This window comes from Bradyrhizobium sp. FW305-F6 (assembly GCF_058782905.1).
In genome coordinates this window covers 122599-139211 of the sequence record NZ_JBYSYD010000005.1, presented here as the reverse complement: position 1 = coordinate 139211, position 16613 = coordinate 122599, and the positions used below count along the sequence as shown (strand labels likewise).

Below are 16613 nucleotides of genomic sequence, written 5' to 3'. Positions count from 1 at the left end.
CCTTCTGGCTCACTCAGCCCTCGAACCGCCAGCTCGCCGGCACCCAGCGGAAGCCGCCGTCCGTTGTCCTGATGTTGCCGATGCCCGGAAACGGGAAATGAAACCCGAGCACCGGGATGCGGTCCGTCGCGGCGCGGTCGAACAAGCGCCTGCGTGACTGCACGGCGGCATCAGGGTCGAGATCGGGGCCGGGCCGCCAGGCATTGTCGATGTTGAGCAGCGGGCTATAGGCGGCATCGGACGTGATCAGCAATGCTTGAGCGCCGGAATGCACCAGGATTGCCGACATGCCCGGCGTGTGGCCGCCGGCGGCGATCGTCGTGATGCCCGGCAGCAATTCGCTGCCGGGCCGGTAGAGCACCGCAGACCTGCCGACCGGCGCCACGCTGCGCTTGATATTGGCGATGAAGGCGCGCCGGAAGTCGTCAGGCATGGGCAGCCGCGACAGGTCCGGCTCGTTACGGATGAAGAACGCAAAATCGTCCTCGGGAATGTAGACGGCCGCCTTCGGAAAGGCGCTTGATCCGTCGGCGCGGCTGAGATTGCCGACGTGATCGGGATGGGTATGCGTGATCACGATGGCGTCGATGTGTTCGGGCTCTACGCCGATCGCGGCAAGATTGCGGAACAGGTGTCCGCCATCGGGGCCGAGCGTTTGCGCCGCACCGGCCTCGATCAGGATTCTCCTGTCACCAATTTCCAGCAGGAGCGTGTTCAGGTTGAGCCTGAAAGTGTCGGTCGGCAGGAACGCATCGCTGAGCGTCCTGCCGAGTTCCTCCGCCGGCGCGGTCGAGGCGTAGATGCGCGGATTCCCGCTCAGCGTGCCATCGCTGACGACGGTCGCCTTGATATCGCCGATCCGAAAGCTGTAGTGGCCGGAATTGCTCCTGGGCGCCGGCGTTTGCGCGATCGCGGTCGGCATGCCCAGCAGCGGCGTCATCGCTGCGGCCGTGCCGCCGGCGAGCAGGAGGCGGCGATTGATGTTCGGATGGAACGGCATGACTACTTCTCCTGCCTGGCGGCGATGGCAGGCTGGTGTACGCCGACCTGGCATCATCCACAAATATCATGATAGAATTTGCATTATGCGCTCAGTGGATTTGGCAAAAGTCGATCTCAACCTTCTCGTGGTGTTGCATGCGCTGCTCGAGACCGGCAGTGTCACGCGCGCCGCCGAGCGTCTCGGCAGCAGCCAACCGGCGATCAGCCGTGCGCTGGCGAAGCTGCGGCGCCTGTTCGGGGACCGGCTGATGGTGAAGGCGGCCAGCGGCATGATGCCGACGCTGCGCGCCGAGGCGATGCGCGAACCGCTGGCGACCTTGCTCGGCGGCGTCGAGACATTTCTCCACAAGCCGAAATTCGATCCTGCCGCCACCGACCGCGTCTTTCGCATCGCGACGACCGATTATGGAGCGCTCGCCATCCTGCCCAATGCCGCCGCCCGCTTTGCGCGCGAGGCACCCGGTGCGGCGATCGAAATCGTCAGCTTCTCGCGCGATGTGTTTCGCATGCTCGCCGACGGCCAGGTCGATTTCGTGCTGTATGCCGACAATCCGGTCTCCGGCTCGTTTCGGGCGCGCGAGCTGTTCCGCGAAAGTTTCGTGACGCTGGTTCGGCAGGGGCATCCCTTGCTCGAGCAGATGCGCGGTTCAAAGGACGTGCTGCCGATCAAGCTGTTCACGGCCTGGCCGCACATCGTGGTCAGCATTTTCGGCGGGCAGGGCGGGCCGATCGATACGGCGTTGGCGGAGCGCGGCTACAAGCGCCACGTCGCGCTGCGTGTTCCATACTTCGCAACGGCCGCGGTGATCACGGCAGCGTCGGACTACCTGGTGACCATGCCCTCGCGGGCGGCCCGGCAGCTCGCGCCGCGGCTCGGCCTCGTGATGCTGAAGCCGCCGGCGCAGGTGACGCCCTACGGCTATCGCCTGCTCTGGCACGAACGAAGCCACGACGACCCCGGCGCGGTCTGGCTGCGCCGGCTGGTGGTCGATTCCGTCAAATCGGGCGGCGCCTGAACCCAAAAATGGAGCAAGACGCCGCAAGGCGTGCCTGTCGTGAATGTTGCTCCTGATGTCGGAACCCGGGCCGGCCGTTCGTCTTGAATCCGAGCCACCTCGAACCGGAGTTCTGCGTCAATGGCCCCGCGCGCCAACTGGAAAGGCTTCCTGAGACTGTCCCTCGTCACCTGTCCCGTGGCGCTCTATCCGGCGACGTCCGAGGGCGAGAAGATCTCGTTCAACCAGCTCAACCGGCAGACCGGCCACCGCATCAAATACGTCAAGGTCGATGCGGAAACCGGCGACGAGGTGCCGAACGAGGACATCGTCAAGGGCTACGAGCTGGACAAGGGCCAGTACATCGAGGTCTCCAAGGAGGAGCTCGAGGAGATCGCGCTCGAGTCTACGCGCACCATCGAGATCGACGAGTTCGTCGACAGGTCGGACATCGACCCGCGCTACCTGATCCGCCCCTACTACATCCGGCCCGACGGCAAGGTCGGCCACGACGCGTTCGCGGTGATCCGCGAGACCATCCGCGAGATGAACAAGGTCGCGATCGGGCGCGTGGTGCTGACCAACCGCGAGCACATCGTCGCGCTGGAGCCGATGGACAAGGGCCTCGTCGGCACCCTCCTGCGCTACCCCTACGAGGTGCGCAGCGAGCAGGACTATTTCGACGACATCCAGGACGTGAAGGTCACCAAGGACATGCTCGATCTAGCCCGGCACATCGTCAACCAGAAGGCCGGACGCTTCGCGCCCGAAAAGTTCGAGGATCATTACGAGACCGCGCTGATCGAGCTGATCAACGAAAAACGCGCCGGCAAGGTGATCCGGCCGAAGGAGCGGCCGAAGGGCGAGAACGTCGTCGACCTCATGGAGGCGCTGCGCCGGAGCGTCGGCAAGGACGCCGGCAAGGAAGCCGCGCCTGCGAAAGCGGGCAAGCCGGCGAAGAAGCCGAGGAAAGCCGCGGCCGGGCAGAAGGAGATGCTGATGCCGATCGCGGGCAAGAAGGCGGTCACCAAGGAAACGTCCGCGAAGAAGCCGGCGGCCGGGTCGCGGCGGAAATCCGCATGAAGCATCCGGTGACCCCGGACGGACGCTACTTCGTCGTCCGCGGTCGCCTGTGGCGCATGGCGAGCCCTGATCTCCCGGAAGACGAGCGCGCAAGCCTGGTGAAGCGGCTGATGGCGGCAAGGCGCGCGGTCCGCGATGCCAAGGCGGACAAGGACCCGGACGCGGAGGTGGCCGCGCATCGCGCCGTGGACGAGGTCAAGCGCGCGCTGGGGGAGCGGGGGCCGGTCTGGTGGAACGACGGCACGCCGGACTTCAATCGCCACATGGCGAAGAACACGCCGTATGCCGACTGGTACGGCAAGGTCCTTGTCGCGGGCCTCACAGGCCCTCGTCGGGACACTCCGGACACGCATCGCCGATCGAATCGAGCACATCGTTGATCTCGGCGACCGCCTGATCCGCGGAGACGCCATCCGGTGGATGCTGCCGCGCAAGCGCGATGGCGTGTTTCCGCGCGTGCGGGTCGGCGCGATCCCTGGCCCAGCCATGCGCCTCGCATTCGCAGATGGCGCCGGCCTCCTGCAGCAGGTGGATGGCCCATCCCCGCAGGGTGCGGATCGCCGGCCGTCTTTCCCTGGTCATCAGCATGAGAACCGCTCCTCTCGAGACGAATCCACACCGCCCCTGCCCGTTCCCGGCGGTTAGCACGGGTCAGGGATTCCCAATCGGCAGGGCTTGGCATTGTCCACGTGTTCCCTAGAGCATGATCCGGAAAAGTGCGAAGCGGTTTTCCGGAAAGATCATGCGCAAACAACAACCTAAAGCGCGATGACGATTCATCCAAATCTCATCGCGCTTTAGGGGCTGTGGAGAAGGCGACGTGTCGACGCGGGGTCGCGCGCACGCGACGCATCAAGGTGAGTCTCTTGCCGGGAACTTGGTGTTGAGAGGCGACTTGAGTGGTCATCGTTTCGGAGGAAGAGCCATGGCCATAGATGCGTTCGCCGGCACCACGCCGGTGTTTCTCCCTGAGAAGTTCCTCGTCGGCCGCTTGGAAGGATGGGCGGTGGTCGAGAGCCTCGTCGGCGGGCTGTTGAAGCGGGCGGCGATCACGGCGCATGGCGAGTTTGACGCCGACACCGACACCGTCGTCCTGACCGAAACCTACAGCTTCGATGACGGCCACAGCGACACGCTGCGCTGGACCATTCACAAGCTCGGCGAAGGCCGATACACCGGCCATGAGAATCGCCTGGAAGGCGAAGCCACCGGCGAGCAGGCCGGCTGTGCATTCCATTGGATGTACACGCGCGACACGCCCCAGGGCGACGGCAAGTCGTTCAAGTTGAACTTCGATGACTGGTTCTACGCGATCGACGATCGCGCCTGCATCGTTCGCGGCAGCGCCGGGCGCGCGGGCATTCCGTTCGCGACGGCGCACGTGACTTATCGGAAGCTCTAGGTGCGCCTGACGCGGGCTGCAGCCCCGCTCCCCCTGCGCGCGCAGGGCTATCGCATTTGGTTTGCGGCGGCGGTCTGCGCGCACGCCTCGTCCTTCGAGACGGCGCTGACGCGCCTCCTCAGGATGAGGCTAATCAGCCTCACTGCCCTTTAAATCTGCAGCCACAAACTCCGCCCTCATCCTGAGGAGCCCGCTTCAAGCGGGCGTCTCGAAGGATGGCCGCAAGAAAAGCTCTCAAACGCGATAACCCTGTCGGCACGCCCTTCTTCCTCGCGATTAACATTTGCGAATCGCTAAGGCACCGAAGCAAAGTACGCTAGGCGTTTCGCGGGGTGGATCTCTGGCGCTGACTGATCCAGAGCGGGGCGCGGGGCGTGAATTTCCAGGTGACGGTATTGAAGATCCTGGTGAGCTATCCGGACGGCTTTGCCGTCATGGAAGACCTCAAGCGCGACATGGCCATCCTGGCAACCAGCGGCCGCGATTGGGCCGACCGGACGAAGCGTCTCGCCAGCCGGGTGCCGGACCTCGACATCTTTTCACAAGGGCTGGTCGAGCGCATCAGCGGTGGTTGGCGATTGACGTCCAAGGGGCGGGAGATCCTGGCGTTCATGGAAGCCCGCCCGGCACCCAGCGAGCCAAGCCCGGCGTCCATGGTCGATGAAGCGTCCCAGCCGGCAGTGGAGATTGCGCCGCTTCCCCCGCTGCCGCAGCTAGCCGACCGCGCCAAGCGGCGACGCGAGCGCCGAGAGCGCCGCCGCGAAGCCCGCGAGCGGGCGAGGGCGAATGCGTCTTGAACGGGGATTGAGGTCGGCACCGATTGGCGGTCGATCGCTATCGATATTTGCACTTGGCAACCTCGCGGCCCCGAGGGGGGCGATTACGGGCCGTCTATCCCTGGTCATCAACCCTGGGTTCATCGAGAAGGACGCAGAAGACCCGGCCAGACCACCTGACCCGTGTGCCCCGTAGAAGCCGTGAGTCTGAGCAATGAAGGAGGCCACCGCAAAGGGCACCACGCTCGATAACGTTCTGGGAGAGTAAGCAATCCGGCCTAGCGCATAAAGACCTCGCGCAGCCAGATCGGGCGCTTGCCCACCCAAAGGACGGTTACGTCACGCTAACCACCCTGCAGCGCGCCCCGCGGATGGTCGGACGGTCGTTGAGGTTGGAGTTGGTCCGAGCAAGCGGTCAATCGAGTGTCCGAAGACAAGTTCGATTGAGAGTTGACATTCCGGTCTATGGCTCCGAATGAAGCCATTTTATTTCTGCGTTCTTTGCTTCGGAGCGGTCGGGCATGAGCAAAGCCTCAAAAATAGTTGAGAAGATGCTTGCCGGATTGGCAGAGGCCCAAGGCCTATCATCCCTGGCGTTGATCGAGGATGACCATTTCAAGTTCCCGCGACTAATTCCTGCTGGGGACGGCGGAACGCTTCAAATCACGAAGGAAGTCGATGATCTGATTACGAAGCTCGCGCACGAGCTTAAAGCGGACCGTCCGTCTCTGGCACTCAATGCTAAAGAGAGTGAGTGGCGACACTGGGTTCGCGGTGCCGTAGGACCACTGGTCGCCAGCACTCCGCTTTCGGATCCGGTAGGACAGGCGCCTGGCTTGCTGACAAAGCTTGAAGATGCGCTCAACGCCATCGTCGCCAATCTGGACGCGCGTGAATACGCCTTCGGAACAACACTGTTCTCCAGGGGAGATATTGCGCGGTTCTCTTTCGGTCCGGTGACGTTTGAACCGCGCCAGGTATGGCTTGATCGCAAAGTAGCTGAGGGCGGTGTTACGCCGGTTACCCAGCGGCGTGCAAATCGCCTATGGACGGGTGGCCGGGTCCGGCCACGAAAAAGCAATCGCGAGAAGCTGCTTGAAGACAACATATTTCAGGCGATAGGGCCCTGCGAATATGTCTGCAGCGTGGAGCTGTCTTCCGCCTTTGCGCCCGAAGCCGGTCTTGAGACGGCGTTGACGGCGGCGCGACTCGCGCTCGCGTGTTCAGCCTTAGCCTTTGAGAGGCCATCGGAAACGTTACGGGGATTCAATCTGAACTATGATGGACCCATTCATAGTCAAACATCTCTCCAATTCGTTCCCGGAAAAACGATACTGTCCGGATCGCGATTGAACCACCACCCTTTTGGACCGTTTATTAAGCCGAGCGATTGGCTGGAGGAGTTGGTTCGCCTGAAGGAAGTTTATGTGGCGTGCGGCGAAGTGCTCGACAACCTCGTGGACCCCAGCAGGAGTACCGCACGCCGGGAGATACTGGAGGCGTTGCTGCAGGCACTCATTTGGTTTGAGAAAGGATGCCGAGAGACCGGCGACCTCATGGCGACGGTTGGGTTTGCCGCATCTCTCGACGCCTTGGGCAAGGGTACTAAGGCCAAGGGCATTCTCACGATGCTCGAAGCAAGGCTCGGCATAAAGCGAACTGATCCCATTAATGTTGAAGGTCCAACGTTCCAGTCCATTCTCGATACCATCTACAGTGAAGGGCGCAGCCGGACCATTCATGGTACGAATGAGAAGATCGGGTATGACTGGACCAATACCCGCGTGATCGCAGAACAGCTCGCAAGGTACGCCTTGATAGCCTGCCTCGATTACGTCGCCAAAGCACCAACGGCGTCAAAGACCGACGACTTGAAAAAGTAGGCGTGGTGCCTGCGGGAAGAGTCTCGAAAAGATCACGGGACTTCACGGAAGATTTGCGTATCGATCAAGAACTTTCATCAGGATGCGATTGGCGTTTGTGAAATTGCCTAATTGGTCTGCGAGTGAGTATTCCCACTTTTCGCCATGAAACAGATTGTTGCGGTACCGAAAGATAATGATAAGCGCCGTTGCGAAGCACTGGCGGGGCGAGGTCTCAGCCCCGCTAAGCACGCCACGCACCATTGGAGCGCGATCACGCGGCCGCAGATGGAGGCCGTCAAAGTGATGCGAAAAATGGCCACCCGGATGATATCGCTGTTTGAAATAAACGAGTTCCTCATCGAGCAGATCAGGCACGAGGATGCCGGCCGCGTCCCAGGAATCAACGGTGACGCAGATCGCTGCAGCGCTGCCGCTTCTGTTTAGAATGCGGCTCTCGAAAAAAGTCCAAAGCAGCGAAAAGTCCCTGACGGCGTTTAGTTCGTCTTTCGAGAGTTGGTTAAAGCCCGGCGCTTTTGCCTTAAGCCATTCTATCGCTTGAGTCATCTGGCAACGTGATCTGGTGAGTTACTTGGGGGATATTGATTGCAAACGAATGAGGTGCTTCATGAACGAGCTTGTAATCTCGAAGACGAATTCGACCTCGGCTTCATTCACCTGATCGTCGTGCTTGACGTATGTGTTCTGAAACTTCGCATAATAATCGGCCAGCTTTACGAACATGTTCGCGAGTTCGGGCGAACCGCCATTCGATTTGATAAATGTTCCAAGGCTATTGATCTGGTTCTCGAGCGACTTTTCGTTGCTAAAGAGTCCCCGTAAAAGCTTTTCCAGCGACAGCCGTAAGTCATCGAGCAGATTTCGATGGAATGAGCCCGTTTCCAGTTTGGTGAAGGCCTGATTATAGAGCGACAGGACTTCAGGGTGTTCCCGCAGCCAGTGACGTGTTTCTTCGATGAGCGTTTCGTTTACTTCCGAACTCGGATGCTCCGCCAGATGCCCATAACGCGTTGCCAATCGCTGTTTGAGCTCTGTGCGCTTTGCCGAGCGGGTTAGGCCAAATGATCGATGATCACAAAGCTCGCGAAGGATTCGATATTGCTGGGGACCTGAAAATGCTCGTAGGTTCTCGTAAAAGGCTGTCCGCTTGTTGGAAGCCTGGAAGGGATAAGTTGGATGCGGCAGCGACACATCATACTCGACCGCATAGCCAGCCATTTCCCTAACTATCTCGGCTCCGCTCAATCCGCCATTAGTCTCGGCGAGTACGTCAGCCGCGTATTGCAGAAAATTGGGTGGGATCTCGTTTTCGTTCAGCATGCGTGCTTCGGAATGTTTGCGGGCTCCGAGCAGACGGTGTCAATGGCTACACGGAACATGACCGTAGACCGATCGAGTGTTGGCGAAGAGACCAGAGCAGAGGTTCTCGTTAGCCGGTAGGGACTTTTCTCTGAATCTTGAGTTCGGCAACCACGTTGCGGGTGTCCTCAAACCACGCATCGACTGCCACGACCAAGTCCCGTTGCATGACACGCGACCATTCCTGAATTGTCGCGTCCAACGCCTGACCATTTGCATGTACAAACTCGGGTCGGTCGAGCCATTCCTCGCCTTTACTAATCAGATAGTCTATGGCAACGCCGCCTGCCGCGGCCAGAGCCCAGCCCGCGGCCGTACCGAGACCTGGTTTAACCATCGTCCCTGCGGCGGCCCCAATGATCTGCGGCCGCATTGCTCTAACAGCTTTGGTAGCGGCTTTCGCGAAGATGGGAGAGACAGCCCGCTGAACAGCCGGCGCGGTGCTCCGGGCTAGAAAGGCCGATATGGAAACCGCCCCCGCTCCCCTCAGAAGGGTCCGCAATGGTTCGTCATCTACCGCGGTTCGCGGTGCTTTCCATTTTTGCTGGTCCCATGCCAGCGAAACGTCCAACTTGGCCAGCGGATTGAGCCGTTCAAGATGCTTGGTTTCGCGATTTAGATAATCTTGAACGCGGTCATCAAGCGCCGTAAGGACGGTGAGATACTCTTTTTGTGCCGTGGCCAGAATGCGGGCGAGACCGGCTTCCAGGACAGGATTTCGGAACTCAGGTCTAAGCACGAACCTCTGATAATTCCGGGTTAGATAGGCCTCGACCGCGTTACGGCTGCCCTCTAGGATTCCTTGCACGTTGCTAGGTAGAGCGCCCGATAAGCCGCCTACAGACGCTTCCTTGAGTAGGGCCCAGGATCGGCTCCACGCAAAGTACCAATCCGCATAGGCCGCAATGCAAGCATCGCGATCCCCGAAGGCCTCAGCAAGAAGCGCATCAATCCGAACCGCCGTATTCGCCCTTATTCGCTGACTCTCCGTGTCGAGGTAGATCAGCGTGTCGTTGACGAACTTGTTGGCGCCATCCTCGTCAGCCAATAGCAGGTGCAACGTCCCGTGCACGTCGCGATAGTGGAGAAGGACAGAGCGCTTGAACTGTGTGGTTACACCAGTGCGGACGACGCTGTCGTCGCGGTGCACGGCCGCTCGGTGCAGCGCGCGTTGCTGGATCGAGTCAAATATTCCCGGCATGACCTGAAGAGCAGCGTACCCGAAAAGCACAAATACGGCTGTCCTGGACAATCGCGTCAAGACGGATGCTCGCCATTGAGAACGAACGGGCTTCGATCTGAGCCCCAACAGCACTCGAGATAAACGCCGCAATGACTGTACCTCACTGCGGTCATTGCGCATCTCGACAAGGTTTGAGTTTGGATGCGTTGTCACATTATTCTCCATCGCGGTAGGCCGCACGATCGAGATAGGGTTTTATACCCTAAGCGATTCCGCCGCTGCGGGCAATGAAGTGCACTCGGCCATCCCGGCGATCCGGAAACGCAAGAGTTAGACTGTCTTTACCCCTCTCCCGGATTCAATGGTGCGAGAGACCTAGATCGAGAGGATAGCGCGCAGCAGGCCTCTGCTCGTTAACGTTCCTACCTGGATGAACGAGCTGAGCGAGCATCGAGCCGTCACGGTCAGAGGGAACTTGCTGCCGACGATCAACTATCGGACCGGACGGATCTCGAAATTCTCGGATGTTTCATGGATCGTAAATCTGACTGGACCTCGGGAGTCCTTCGGCACCTTGGCCCACAAGTAAGCGGAGCCCTCGTCAAGTGTCAGGGATTCGACCACGAACCCTCCGCGAATGACAAGATTTGTAAGATCGCCAGGCGGTATCAAGCCGTAAAACGAGTGCCCACGCAGTGAATCCATAACGAAGCCGTTGTCGTACGGTTGGCAGTTTGGGAGGCGCTGCATCCGAGTGAAGTCGGAATTTCGGTAGAGCACTACGAACAAGCAGGTGCAACCGGGCTTCAGTTTGGCCCTCATGAGCTGCACAATTCCGAGACGAACGCTTCTCGAGGGGATAACCGAGAGCACGTTCAGGCAGAAGCCGCGATCGAATTTCCGGTCTAAGGCCGCGAATTGACTGGCAGTGTAGGCGTTGACGTGGTTGGACCTCCCGACATGGTCGCGGAGCGTAGTAGAACGACCGCGGATGATTTGAGTTCTTGAAAGCTGCACCTCCGAGTCGATTAGCGCCAATTCCTCGGTAGTCCTGGCGATCGCTCTTTCGTAACGCAATTTTCCGCATCCAAAGTCAAAACTGGAGCGCACCGGATCGAGATGCGAGATCAGTTTGTTAAGGTAGGCTGAACTCTGTGTTTCCGGCTTGGCCGCGTTCTCGCTCCGGATGATGATATCTCTCCCAATCTTGTATCGCATCAGTTGGCCGACTCTGCGAATGCTTTGCGGTTAGCGGCGTTTGCCTCGGCATTCCCGGCGATCTGCTGGATCTGGGGATCCGCCCTTCGTTCCAGTAGACCATAACGAACGTGTAGGAATAAAAGCGCGCTCATCGAGGCAACCCAGAAAATAATAAGCAACCAATCCGCCCTGGCGAACGTGGACAAGATCGCGAAGCAGGTAAGTATGAAGATCCACTCCAAAGCCACCCAATACATATGCCAAGCCTCCAAAGCGCTTTCGATGTCGTGCTTGTCGACGAGGGGCTGCTCGCTCCGGCTGGATGCATATTTGTAGAACGTCTCTCTCATAAGCGGGTGACGGTCGCGCTTAAGATTTACGATCTGGCGTGCAGTCATTTGTGCGCCCGACATAACCGCGAGCGGAAGAAGGATATTCGCCCGATCGAATCGGGCCCTGATCTGGAAGAAATCCGAAATTCGATCGTGGAAGCGCGTGACTCTGCTGAAGATGAGCATCAGCAGAGCGACTGCAAAACCGCTAATATTCACTTCGGGAGCTTTAATGGCGGTAGCGAATTCCTTGAACCCAGGCAGATGCTCAAGTCGCAAGAAAAGACTATTGATCCAGGGGTCGTATCTCACGACGAAAGTGCTGGCCAAGGTCAACCAGAAATCGGCTAGTGCGATCTTCCAAAGCATCTCCGAATAGTTCTTCGGCCCGAAGAAGGGCATCAGAACGCGAAGTATCGAATCCATAGCCGCCCCTGAGTTGATAAAATCGGTCAACTATCGGCTTGATTGATTCAGAAAAGCTACTTCCGGTCAATCGGCACCACGCGTGTTTCTGGGGGCAACGGAAAGCGATCCCCTCCCGCTTTTAAATGTCCTCATGTTAGTGAAACGACTGGTGGGCCCGGCAGGACTCGAACCTGCAACCAGACCGTTATGAGCGGCCGGCTCTAACCATTGAGCTACAGGCCCCGCCGCGAGGCGGCCGCGTCAGGGGCGGCCGGCAACGGTGCGCGGTTCGTTTACAGGGCCTGAGGCGGGGGTGCAATCCTCAAGCGTTTTCAAGGCGATCCAGGGGAACGCCAGGCTGCGCGAACGCGTGGCGCGGTGGTGGTCACTGAATTCGGAATAGTCGCATTATGCCACTGTATTGCCCGACGAGTCAAAGGATTCGAGGCGTTCGGCGGGGCCTGTGTGTGGCGCTTCGCTAAGCCCCTGCGAATGTTCAAGTCTTCTACTGTGCATGGGGTTGTTTTCGCAACTTTGTTCGAGAGGGCCTGTTGGCCCCCTCGAATCTTGTGCCGGCGAGCGGCGCCTAGTCCACCGAGACCCCGGCGAACTCCACCACCTTGCGCCACTTCGCGGTCTCGTCCGCGACCAGCTTGCCGAACTCGGCTGATGTCATCGGCTTGGGGATGCCGCCGGTCTCGGCGAGCTTGGCCACCAGCTTGGGGTCCTTCAGCGCTTCGCCGACGGCCTTGTTGAGGGTCTCGATCACCTCGGGCGGCGTGCCCTTCGGCGCGGAGATGCCGTAGAAGCCGACCGATTCGAAGCCCGGCACGGTCTCGGCGATCGCGGGCACGTCGGGCACGGTCGGCCAGCGCTGCGGCGAGGTCACCCCGAGCGCGCGGACGTTGCCGCCCTTCACCTGCTCCATCGCCGAGGGCAAATTGTCGAAGATCAGTTGCACCTTGTTGGAGATGATGTCGGGGAAGGCGATGGCCGAGCCGCGATAGGGCACGTGCACCATGTCGCACTTCGTCATCACCTTGAACAGCTCGGCCGACATGTGCACCGAGGTGCCGTTGCCGGAGGAGGCATAGGAGATCTTGCCGGGGTTGGCGCTGCAATAGTCGATGAACTCCTTGACCGACTTCGGCGGGAACGCGTTGGAGACGACCAGCATGTTGGTGAGCTGCATGATGCTCGCCACCGGCACGGTGTCGCGCAGGAAGTCGAACGGCAGCTTCTTGTAGAGCGAGGTCGAGATCGCGTTGTTGGGCGCGACGAACAGCAGCGTGTAGCCGTCCGGCGGCGCGTTGACCGCCGCGGCGGCGGCGATGTTGCCGCCGGAGCCGGTGCGGTTCTCGACGATGACCTGCTGCCCGAGCCGCTCCGATAGCCACTGCGCCATGATCCGCGCCACGATGTCGACCGGGCCGCCGGCGGAGAAGCCGATCAGCCAGTGTATGGGACGGTCGGGATAGGCGGCGGAGGCGGGAGGGGTAGTGCTGAAAAGACCAAACAGGACTGCGAGCCCGAACAAACCGCGACGCAAAATTCGCACCATGACGTCTCCCATTGCTTTATTGTCGTTGGCTCCATGCTTTCACAAAATCGGGTCGCTGCCTATATCGCCGCAAGTCGGTGTTGACGCAGGTCCGCCGGGAGCGACCATGAGATTCGCGATCCTCATCAGCGCGGCGCTGCTCGCCGGCCCCGCCGCCGCACAAACCGGAGGCACGGCGATTCCGACCACGACGATCAGCCTGGGAACAGCGACGCCGGGCGGTGGCTTTCCGCTCTACGGCAACGCCTTTGCCGAGCTGATGAACGCGGCCGATCCGCTGGCGACCATCGTTCCCCGCAACACCAAGGGCAGTTCCGAGAACATCCCGCTGCTGGAGAAGGGCGAGCTCGATCTGGCGCTGGTCGCGGGCGAGCCGGCCTACGAGGCCTTCGCCGGCATCGGCCGCGCGCCGGTCCGCCTGAAGATCCTCACCGCGATCTATTCCAACCCCGGCCTGTTCGTGGTGCGCGCCGACAGCCCCTACAAGACCATCCGCGATCTCGTCGGCCAGAAGGTGGCGTTCGGCGCGAAGGGCTCGGGCCTGCCGATCCTGGCGCGCTATGTGCTGGACGGTCTCGGCCTCAAGCAGGACGAGGACTTTGGGGCTGTCTATCTCGACCGCGCCGGCGACGGCCCGGCGATGGTCGAGGACGGCCGCGTCGCTGCGCTCTGGGGCGCCGGCATCGGCTGGCCCGGCTTTGCCGCGGTGGCCGCGAGCGCCTCGGGCGCGCGCTTCATCGCGCCCAGCGCGGAGGAGATGACGCGCATCCGTGCCAAGCACGCGTTCCTCAAGCCGCTGCTGGTGCCGGCGAACAGCTATCCGAACCAGACCGCGCCGATCGCCTCGCTGGGGTCGTGGAGCTTCGTCCTGACGCGCGAGGACCTGCCCGACGATGTCGCCTATCGCCTGGCGAAGACACTGCACGGCATCGAGGCCGCATTCTGCAAGAAGCTCGCGCAGGCCTGCGAGACGACAGCGTCGAACACCGTCGCCGCCGCGCCGAGGCCGGAACTGATCCATCCCGGCGCGATGAAGTATTTCCGCGAGATCGGGCTGGTGAGATGACGGTCGCCTCAAGCGGCCGTCATTCCGGGATGGTCCGAAGGACCAGACCCGGAATCTCGAGATTCCGGGTTCGGTGCTTCGCATCGCCCCGGAATGACGATCGCTTCAAGCGATCGTCACTTCTTCACCAGCGGACACGCCGGGTCCGGCGGACCGAACGCCTTGTCGCCGGAGATGGTCGTGAGGATCTTGTAATAGTCCCACGGATATTTGCTTTCCTCCGGCGTCTTCACCTGCACCAGCCAGAGGTCGTGCACCATCAGATTGTCCTCGCGCAGTTTGCCGTTGCGGGCGAAGAAATCCTCGATCGGCTTTTCCCGCATCTTGGCGGCGACCTTGAGCGGATCGTCGGTGCCGGTCTCCTTGATGGCGTTGAGATAGTGCATCACGCTTGAATAGACGCCGGCCTGCCACATCGACGGCATCTTGTTCATCTTGGCGAAATAGCGCTTGGACCATTCGCGGGTCTTGTCGTCCATGTCCCAGTAGAACGAGGTGGTCAGGAGCAGGCCCTGCGCGGCCTGCAGGCCGAGGCCGTGGATGTCGGTGATCAGCGCGAGCAGCGCCGCCATCTGCTGGCCGCCCTTGAACACGCCGAACTCGGCGCCGGTCTTGATCTCGTTCATGTTGTTGGGGGGACCTGCGGCAATGCCGATGATCTTGGCCTTGGAGGCCTGTGCCTGCAGCACGAAGGAGGAGAGGTCGGGCGTTGCCAGCGGCGGCCGCACCGAGCCCAGCACCTTGCCGCCATTGGCCGTGACGACGGCGGAGGCGTCGCGCTCCAGCGAATGGCCGAAGGCGTAGTCGTCGGTGATGAAGAACCAGCTGTCGCCGCCGCGCTTGACCACGGCATCCGCGGTTCCGACCGCGAGTGCGCGGGTGTCGAACACCCATTGGATCGCGTAAGGCGAGCAGAACTTGCCGTGGAAATCGGCGGTGCCGGTGGAGTGGGTGATGAACAGCCGCTTCTTCTCGTTGGCGATGTTCTGCACCGCGAGCCCGACCGCCGAGACCGGAACGTCGACGATCAGATCGACCTGCTCGATGTCGTACCACCGCCGCGCCAGCGAGGCGCCGATGTCGGCCTTGAGCTGGTGGTCGCCGATCACGACGCTGATGGGCTTGCCGAGCACGGTGCCGCCGAAATCGTCGATCGCCATCTGCGCCGCCGTCACCGAGCCCTGGCCGGTCGGCGCCGAGGCCGGGCCGTTCATGTCGGTGAGCACGCCGATCTTGACGACGTCGTCGGAAAGCTGCGCCATTGCGGCACCCGGCAGCAATGCTGTCACCAAGGCAGCCGCGACCGGCAGCCCAAATCTGGTTGGATTCACGTTTCTGCTCCCTGAGCCGGCGCGTTGGCCGGTGTTGCATCCGGGTGTGCCCCCGGCTGAATTGGTTTCTTTTGCAACTATTTGGGGGCGGGCGTCAACGTCAGGCCGCGAAGCGGATCAGCCCTGCGGGCGAGGGATCGTAGCCGGTCAGTTCCTCGGCGCGCTGGCGCAGCCGCCGTTCGTTCAGGAAGCGGAGCAAGGCCTGCATGGCGGGGCGGAAATAGCTGCGCTGCCGCATCGCGAGGTCGAGATTCTCCCAGGCCAGCGGCACGAAATCGAGCCCGGCCGAGCGCGCCGCGGCGCGCGTCGCGATCCCGCAATCGGCCTGGCCGGCGCGGACGATTTCGGCAAGGTCAGGGCCGGTCAAGGCCGGCGTCTCGATGCGGCGAAGATCCCGCATCGAGGCGCCCGCGCGCTTCAAGAGCACCTCGAGCAGCATCTGCGCGCCCGTGCCCTGTTGCCGCATTGCCATCCGGGCGCCGGCTGCGAGCACGTCGGTGAGGCAGTGCAGGCGCTTGGGATTGCCATGCGGCAGCACCAGCCCCTCTTCGCGCCGCACGAACGCGACCAGCACCGCATCATGCAGGTCGGGAGCGGCCCGCAATGTTTCGACGCTGGCATCGCTGGCGAGATTGTCGGAAGCGTCGAGGGCGTGGAAGTGCACCGCCGCAGCCACGACCTCATTCCGCTGCAGGCGCTCGAGCCCGCGTGCGCTGCCCTCGCTCATCGATCCGAGCCCTGAGCCGGATTCGCGCAGGCTCCAATCGAGCAATTCGTCGTGGCTGCCGCCGACGACCGGCGGCGGTTCGGCGATCAGCATGCCGGCCGGACGCGCGAGGCCCGACAGCACCCAGAGGTCGAGCTCGTGCCGAGGGAACAGCCATTTGCCCGTCACCTTGCTGCAGGGGATCGCACCGGTGGTCACGAGCTCGTAAAGCTTGCGTTCGCCGAGCCGAAGATAATCGGCGGCCTCGCTGGTCGTCAGGAATTCCATTCTGCATTCCTATGCAAATTCTTGCTTCTTTTTGACGT

Annotated in this window: 16 protein-coding genes and 1 tRNA gene; 7 read left to right on the top strand and 10 right to left on the bottom strand. The window is 61.4% G+C overall.

Translation table 11 applies throughout. The features are described 5' to 3' along the window. Positions 1-13: 13 nt before the first annotated feature. Positions 14-940 (bottom strand): MBL fold metallo-hydrolase, encoded by a 927-nt coding sequence (locus AC3WLX_RS28750; protein ID WP_492338702.1) that lies wholly within the window; start codon positions 938-940, stop codon positions 14-16. A gap of 145 nt (positions 941-1085) precedes the next feature. On the opposite strand from AC3WLX_RS28750, the gene AC3WLX_RS28745 reads away from it, so the two are divergent. The 3 genes from AC3WLX_RS28745 to AC3WLX_RS28735 all read left to right on the top strand — a co-directional run bounded on the left by AC3WLX_RS28745 (position 1086) and on the right by AC3WLX_RS28735 (position 3460). Beyond that, positions 1086-2018: a LysR family transcriptional regulator gene (locus tag AC3WLX_RS28745; protein WP_492338519.1), complete on the top strand. Its 933-nt coding sequence runs from the start codon at positions 1086-1088 to the stop codon at positions 2016-2018. 120 nt (positions 2019-2138) lie between these two features. Next, entirely contained in the window at positions 2139-3080 is a 942-nt protein-coding gene (ku, locus tag AC3WLX_RS28740; RefSeq protein WP_492338518.1) for a non-homologous end joining protein Ku, read from the top strand. After that, the gene (locus AC3WLX_RS28735; protein WP_492338517.1) at positions 3077-3460 is read left to right on the top strand and encodes a hypothetical protein; all 384 of its coding nucleotides are present in this window, start codon (positions 3077-3079) and stop codon (positions 3458-3460) included. The genes ku and AC3WLX_RS28735 overlap by 4 nt, the downstream gene beginning before the upstream one ends. Here AC3WLX_RS28735 and AC3WLX_RS28730 read toward each other — a convergent pair. Then, a complete protein-coding gene (locus AC3WLX_RS28730) occupies positions 3399-3668 on the bottom strand; it encodes a hypothetical protein (RefSeq protein WP_492338516.1) in 270 nt (89 codons plus the stop codon). The two genes, AC3WLX_RS28735 and AC3WLX_RS28730, sit on opposite strands and share 62 nt — an antisense overlap. A gap of 337 nt (positions 3669-4005) precedes the next feature. Between AC3WLX_RS28730 and AC3WLX_RS28725 the strand changes: the two genes are divergently transcribed. The 3 genes from AC3WLX_RS28725 to AC3WLX_RS28715 all read left to right on the top strand — a co-directional run bounded on the left by AC3WLX_RS28725 (position 4006) and on the right by AC3WLX_RS28715 (position 7141). After that, on the top strand, positions 4006-4482 hold the full coding sequence (locus tag AC3WLX_RS28725) for a DUF3833 family protein (protein ID WP_492338515.1): 477 nt from the start codon (positions 4006-4008) through the stop codon (positions 4480-4482). Between the two features lie 374 nt (positions 4483-4856). Then, the gene (locus tag AC3WLX_RS28720) at positions 4857-5279 is read left to right on the top strand and encodes a hypothetical protein (protein ID WP_492338514.1); all 423 of its coding nucleotides are present in this window, start codon (positions 4857-4859) and stop codon (positions 5277-5279) included. 500 nt (positions 5280-5779) lie between these two features. Next, positions 5780-7141: a hypothetical protein gene (locus tag AC3WLX_RS28715; protein ID WP_492338513.1), complete on the top strand. Its 1362-nt coding sequence runs from the start codon at positions 5780-5782 to the stop codon at positions 7139-7141. Between the two features lie 42 nt (positions 7142-7183). Here the strand turns inward: AC3WLX_RS28715 and AC3WLX_RS28710 are convergent, their stop codons facing one another. The 6 genes from AC3WLX_RS28710 to AC3WLX_RS28685 all read right to left on the bottom strand — a co-directional run bounded on the left by AC3WLX_RS28710 (position 7184) and on the right by AC3WLX_RS28685 (position 13184). Continuing rightward, complete coding sequence (locus AC3WLX_RS28710) at positions 7184-7687, bottom strand: hypothetical protein (protein WP_492338512.1); 504 nt, start codon at positions 7685-7687, stop codon at positions 7184-7186. Between the two features lie 21 nt (positions 7688-7708). Next, positions 7709-8461: a hypothetical protein gene (locus tag AC3WLX_RS28705; protein ID WP_492338511.1), complete on the bottom strand. Its 753-nt coding sequence runs from the start codon at positions 8459-8461 to the stop codon at positions 7709-7711. Positions 8462-8570: 109 nt separating this feature from the next. Next, positions 8571-9761, bottom strand: a complete 1191-nt coding sequence (locus AC3WLX_RS28700) for a hypothetical protein (RefSeq protein ID WP_492338510.1) — start codon at positions 9759-9761, stop codon at positions 8571-8573. Between the two features lie 1139 nt (positions 9762-10900). After that, on the bottom strand, positions 10901-11671 hold the full coding sequence (locus AC3WLX_RS28695; protein ID WP_492338509.1) for a hypothetical protein: 771 nt from the start codon (positions 11669-11671) through the stop codon (positions 10901-10903). A 119-nt stretch (positions 11672-11790) separates the two neighbouring features. Beyond that, positions 11791-11866 (bottom strand) — tRNA-Ile (locus AC3WLX_RS28690). Positions 11867-12209: 343 nt separating this feature from the next. Beyond that, the gene (locus tag AC3WLX_RS28685) at positions 12210-13184 is read right to left on the bottom strand and encodes a Bug family tripartite tricarboxylate transporter substrate binding protein (RefSeq protein WP_492338508.1); all 975 of its coding nucleotides are present in this window, start codon (positions 13182-13184) and stop codon (positions 12210-12212) included. A 106-nt stretch (positions 13185-13290) separates the two neighbouring features. On the opposite strand from AC3WLX_RS28685, the gene AC3WLX_RS28680 reads away from it, so the two are divergent. Then, positions 13291-14250, top strand: coding sequence for a TAXI family TRAP transporter solute-binding subunit (locus AC3WLX_RS28680; protein WP_492338507.1), 960 nt, complete (start codon positions 13291-13293; stop codon positions 14248-14250). Between the two features lie 116 nt (positions 14251-14366). Here the strand turns inward: AC3WLX_RS28680 and AC3WLX_RS28675 are convergent, their stop codons facing one another. Together AC3WLX_RS28675 and AC3WLX_RS28670 are read right to left on the bottom strand one after the other, a co-directional pair. Beyond that, the gene (locus AC3WLX_RS28675) at positions 14367-15581 is read right to left on the bottom strand and encodes an ABC transporter substrate-binding protein (RefSeq protein ID WP_492338506.1); all 1215 of its coding nucleotides are present in this window, start codon (positions 15579-15581) and stop codon (positions 14367-14369) included. Between the two features lie 100 nt (positions 15582-15681). Then, a complete protein-coding gene (locus tag AC3WLX_RS28670) occupies positions 15682-16575 on the bottom strand; it encodes a substrate-binding domain-containing protein (RefSeq protein ID WP_492338505.1) in 894 nt (297 codons plus the stop codon). Positions 16576-16613: the final 38 nt, after the last annotated feature.

Coding starts and splice junctions, on each gene's coding strand:
- AC3WLX_RS28730 (WP_492338516.1), bottom strand. CDS start 3,668: ATGCTGATGACCAGGGAAAGACGGCCGGCGATCCGCACCCTGCGGGGA.
- AC3WLX_RS28750 (WP_492338702.1), bottom strand. CDS start 940: ATGACGCCGCTGCTGGGCATGCCGACCGCGATCGCGCAAACGCCGGCG.
- AC3WLX_RS28725 (WP_492338515.1), top strand. CDS start 4,006: ATGGCCATAGATGCGTTCGCCGGCACCACGCCGGTGTTTCTCCCTGAG.
- AC3WLX_RS28670 (WP_492338505.1), bottom strand. CDS start 16,575: ATGGAATTCCTGACGACCAGCGAGGCCGCCGATTATCTTCGGCTCGGC.
- AC3WLX_RS28745 (WP_492338519.1), top strand. CDS start 1,086: ATGCGCTCAGTGGATTTGGCAAAAGTCGATCTCAACCTTCTCGTGGTG.
- AC3WLX_RS28705 (WP_492338511.1), bottom strand. CDS start 8,461: ATGCTGAACGAAAACGAGATCCCACCCAATTTTCTGCAATACGCGGCT.
- ku (WP_492338518.1), top strand. CDS start 2,139: ATGGCCCCGCGCGCCAACTGGAAAGGCTTCCTGAGACTGTCCCTCGTC.
- AC3WLX_RS28680 (WP_492338507.1), top strand. CDS start 13,291: ATGAGATTCGCGATCCTCATCAGCGCGGCGCTGCTCGCCGGCCCCGCC.
- AC3WLX_RS28715 (WP_492338513.1), top strand. CDS start 5,780: ATGAGCAAAGCCTCAAAAATAGTTGAGAAGATGCTTGCCGGATTGGCA.
- AC3WLX_RS28735 (WP_492338517.1), top strand. CDS start 3,077: ATGAAGCATCCGGTGACCCCGGACGGACGCTACTTCGTCGTCCGCGGT.
- AC3WLX_RS28685 (WP_492338508.1), bottom strand. CDS start 13,184: ATGGTGCGAATTTTGCGTCGCGGTTTGTTCGGGCTCGCAGTCCTGTTT.
- AC3WLX_RS28710 (WP_492338512.1), bottom strand. CDS start 7,687: ATGACTCAAGCGATAGAATGGCTTAAGGCAAAAGCGCCGGGCTTTAAC.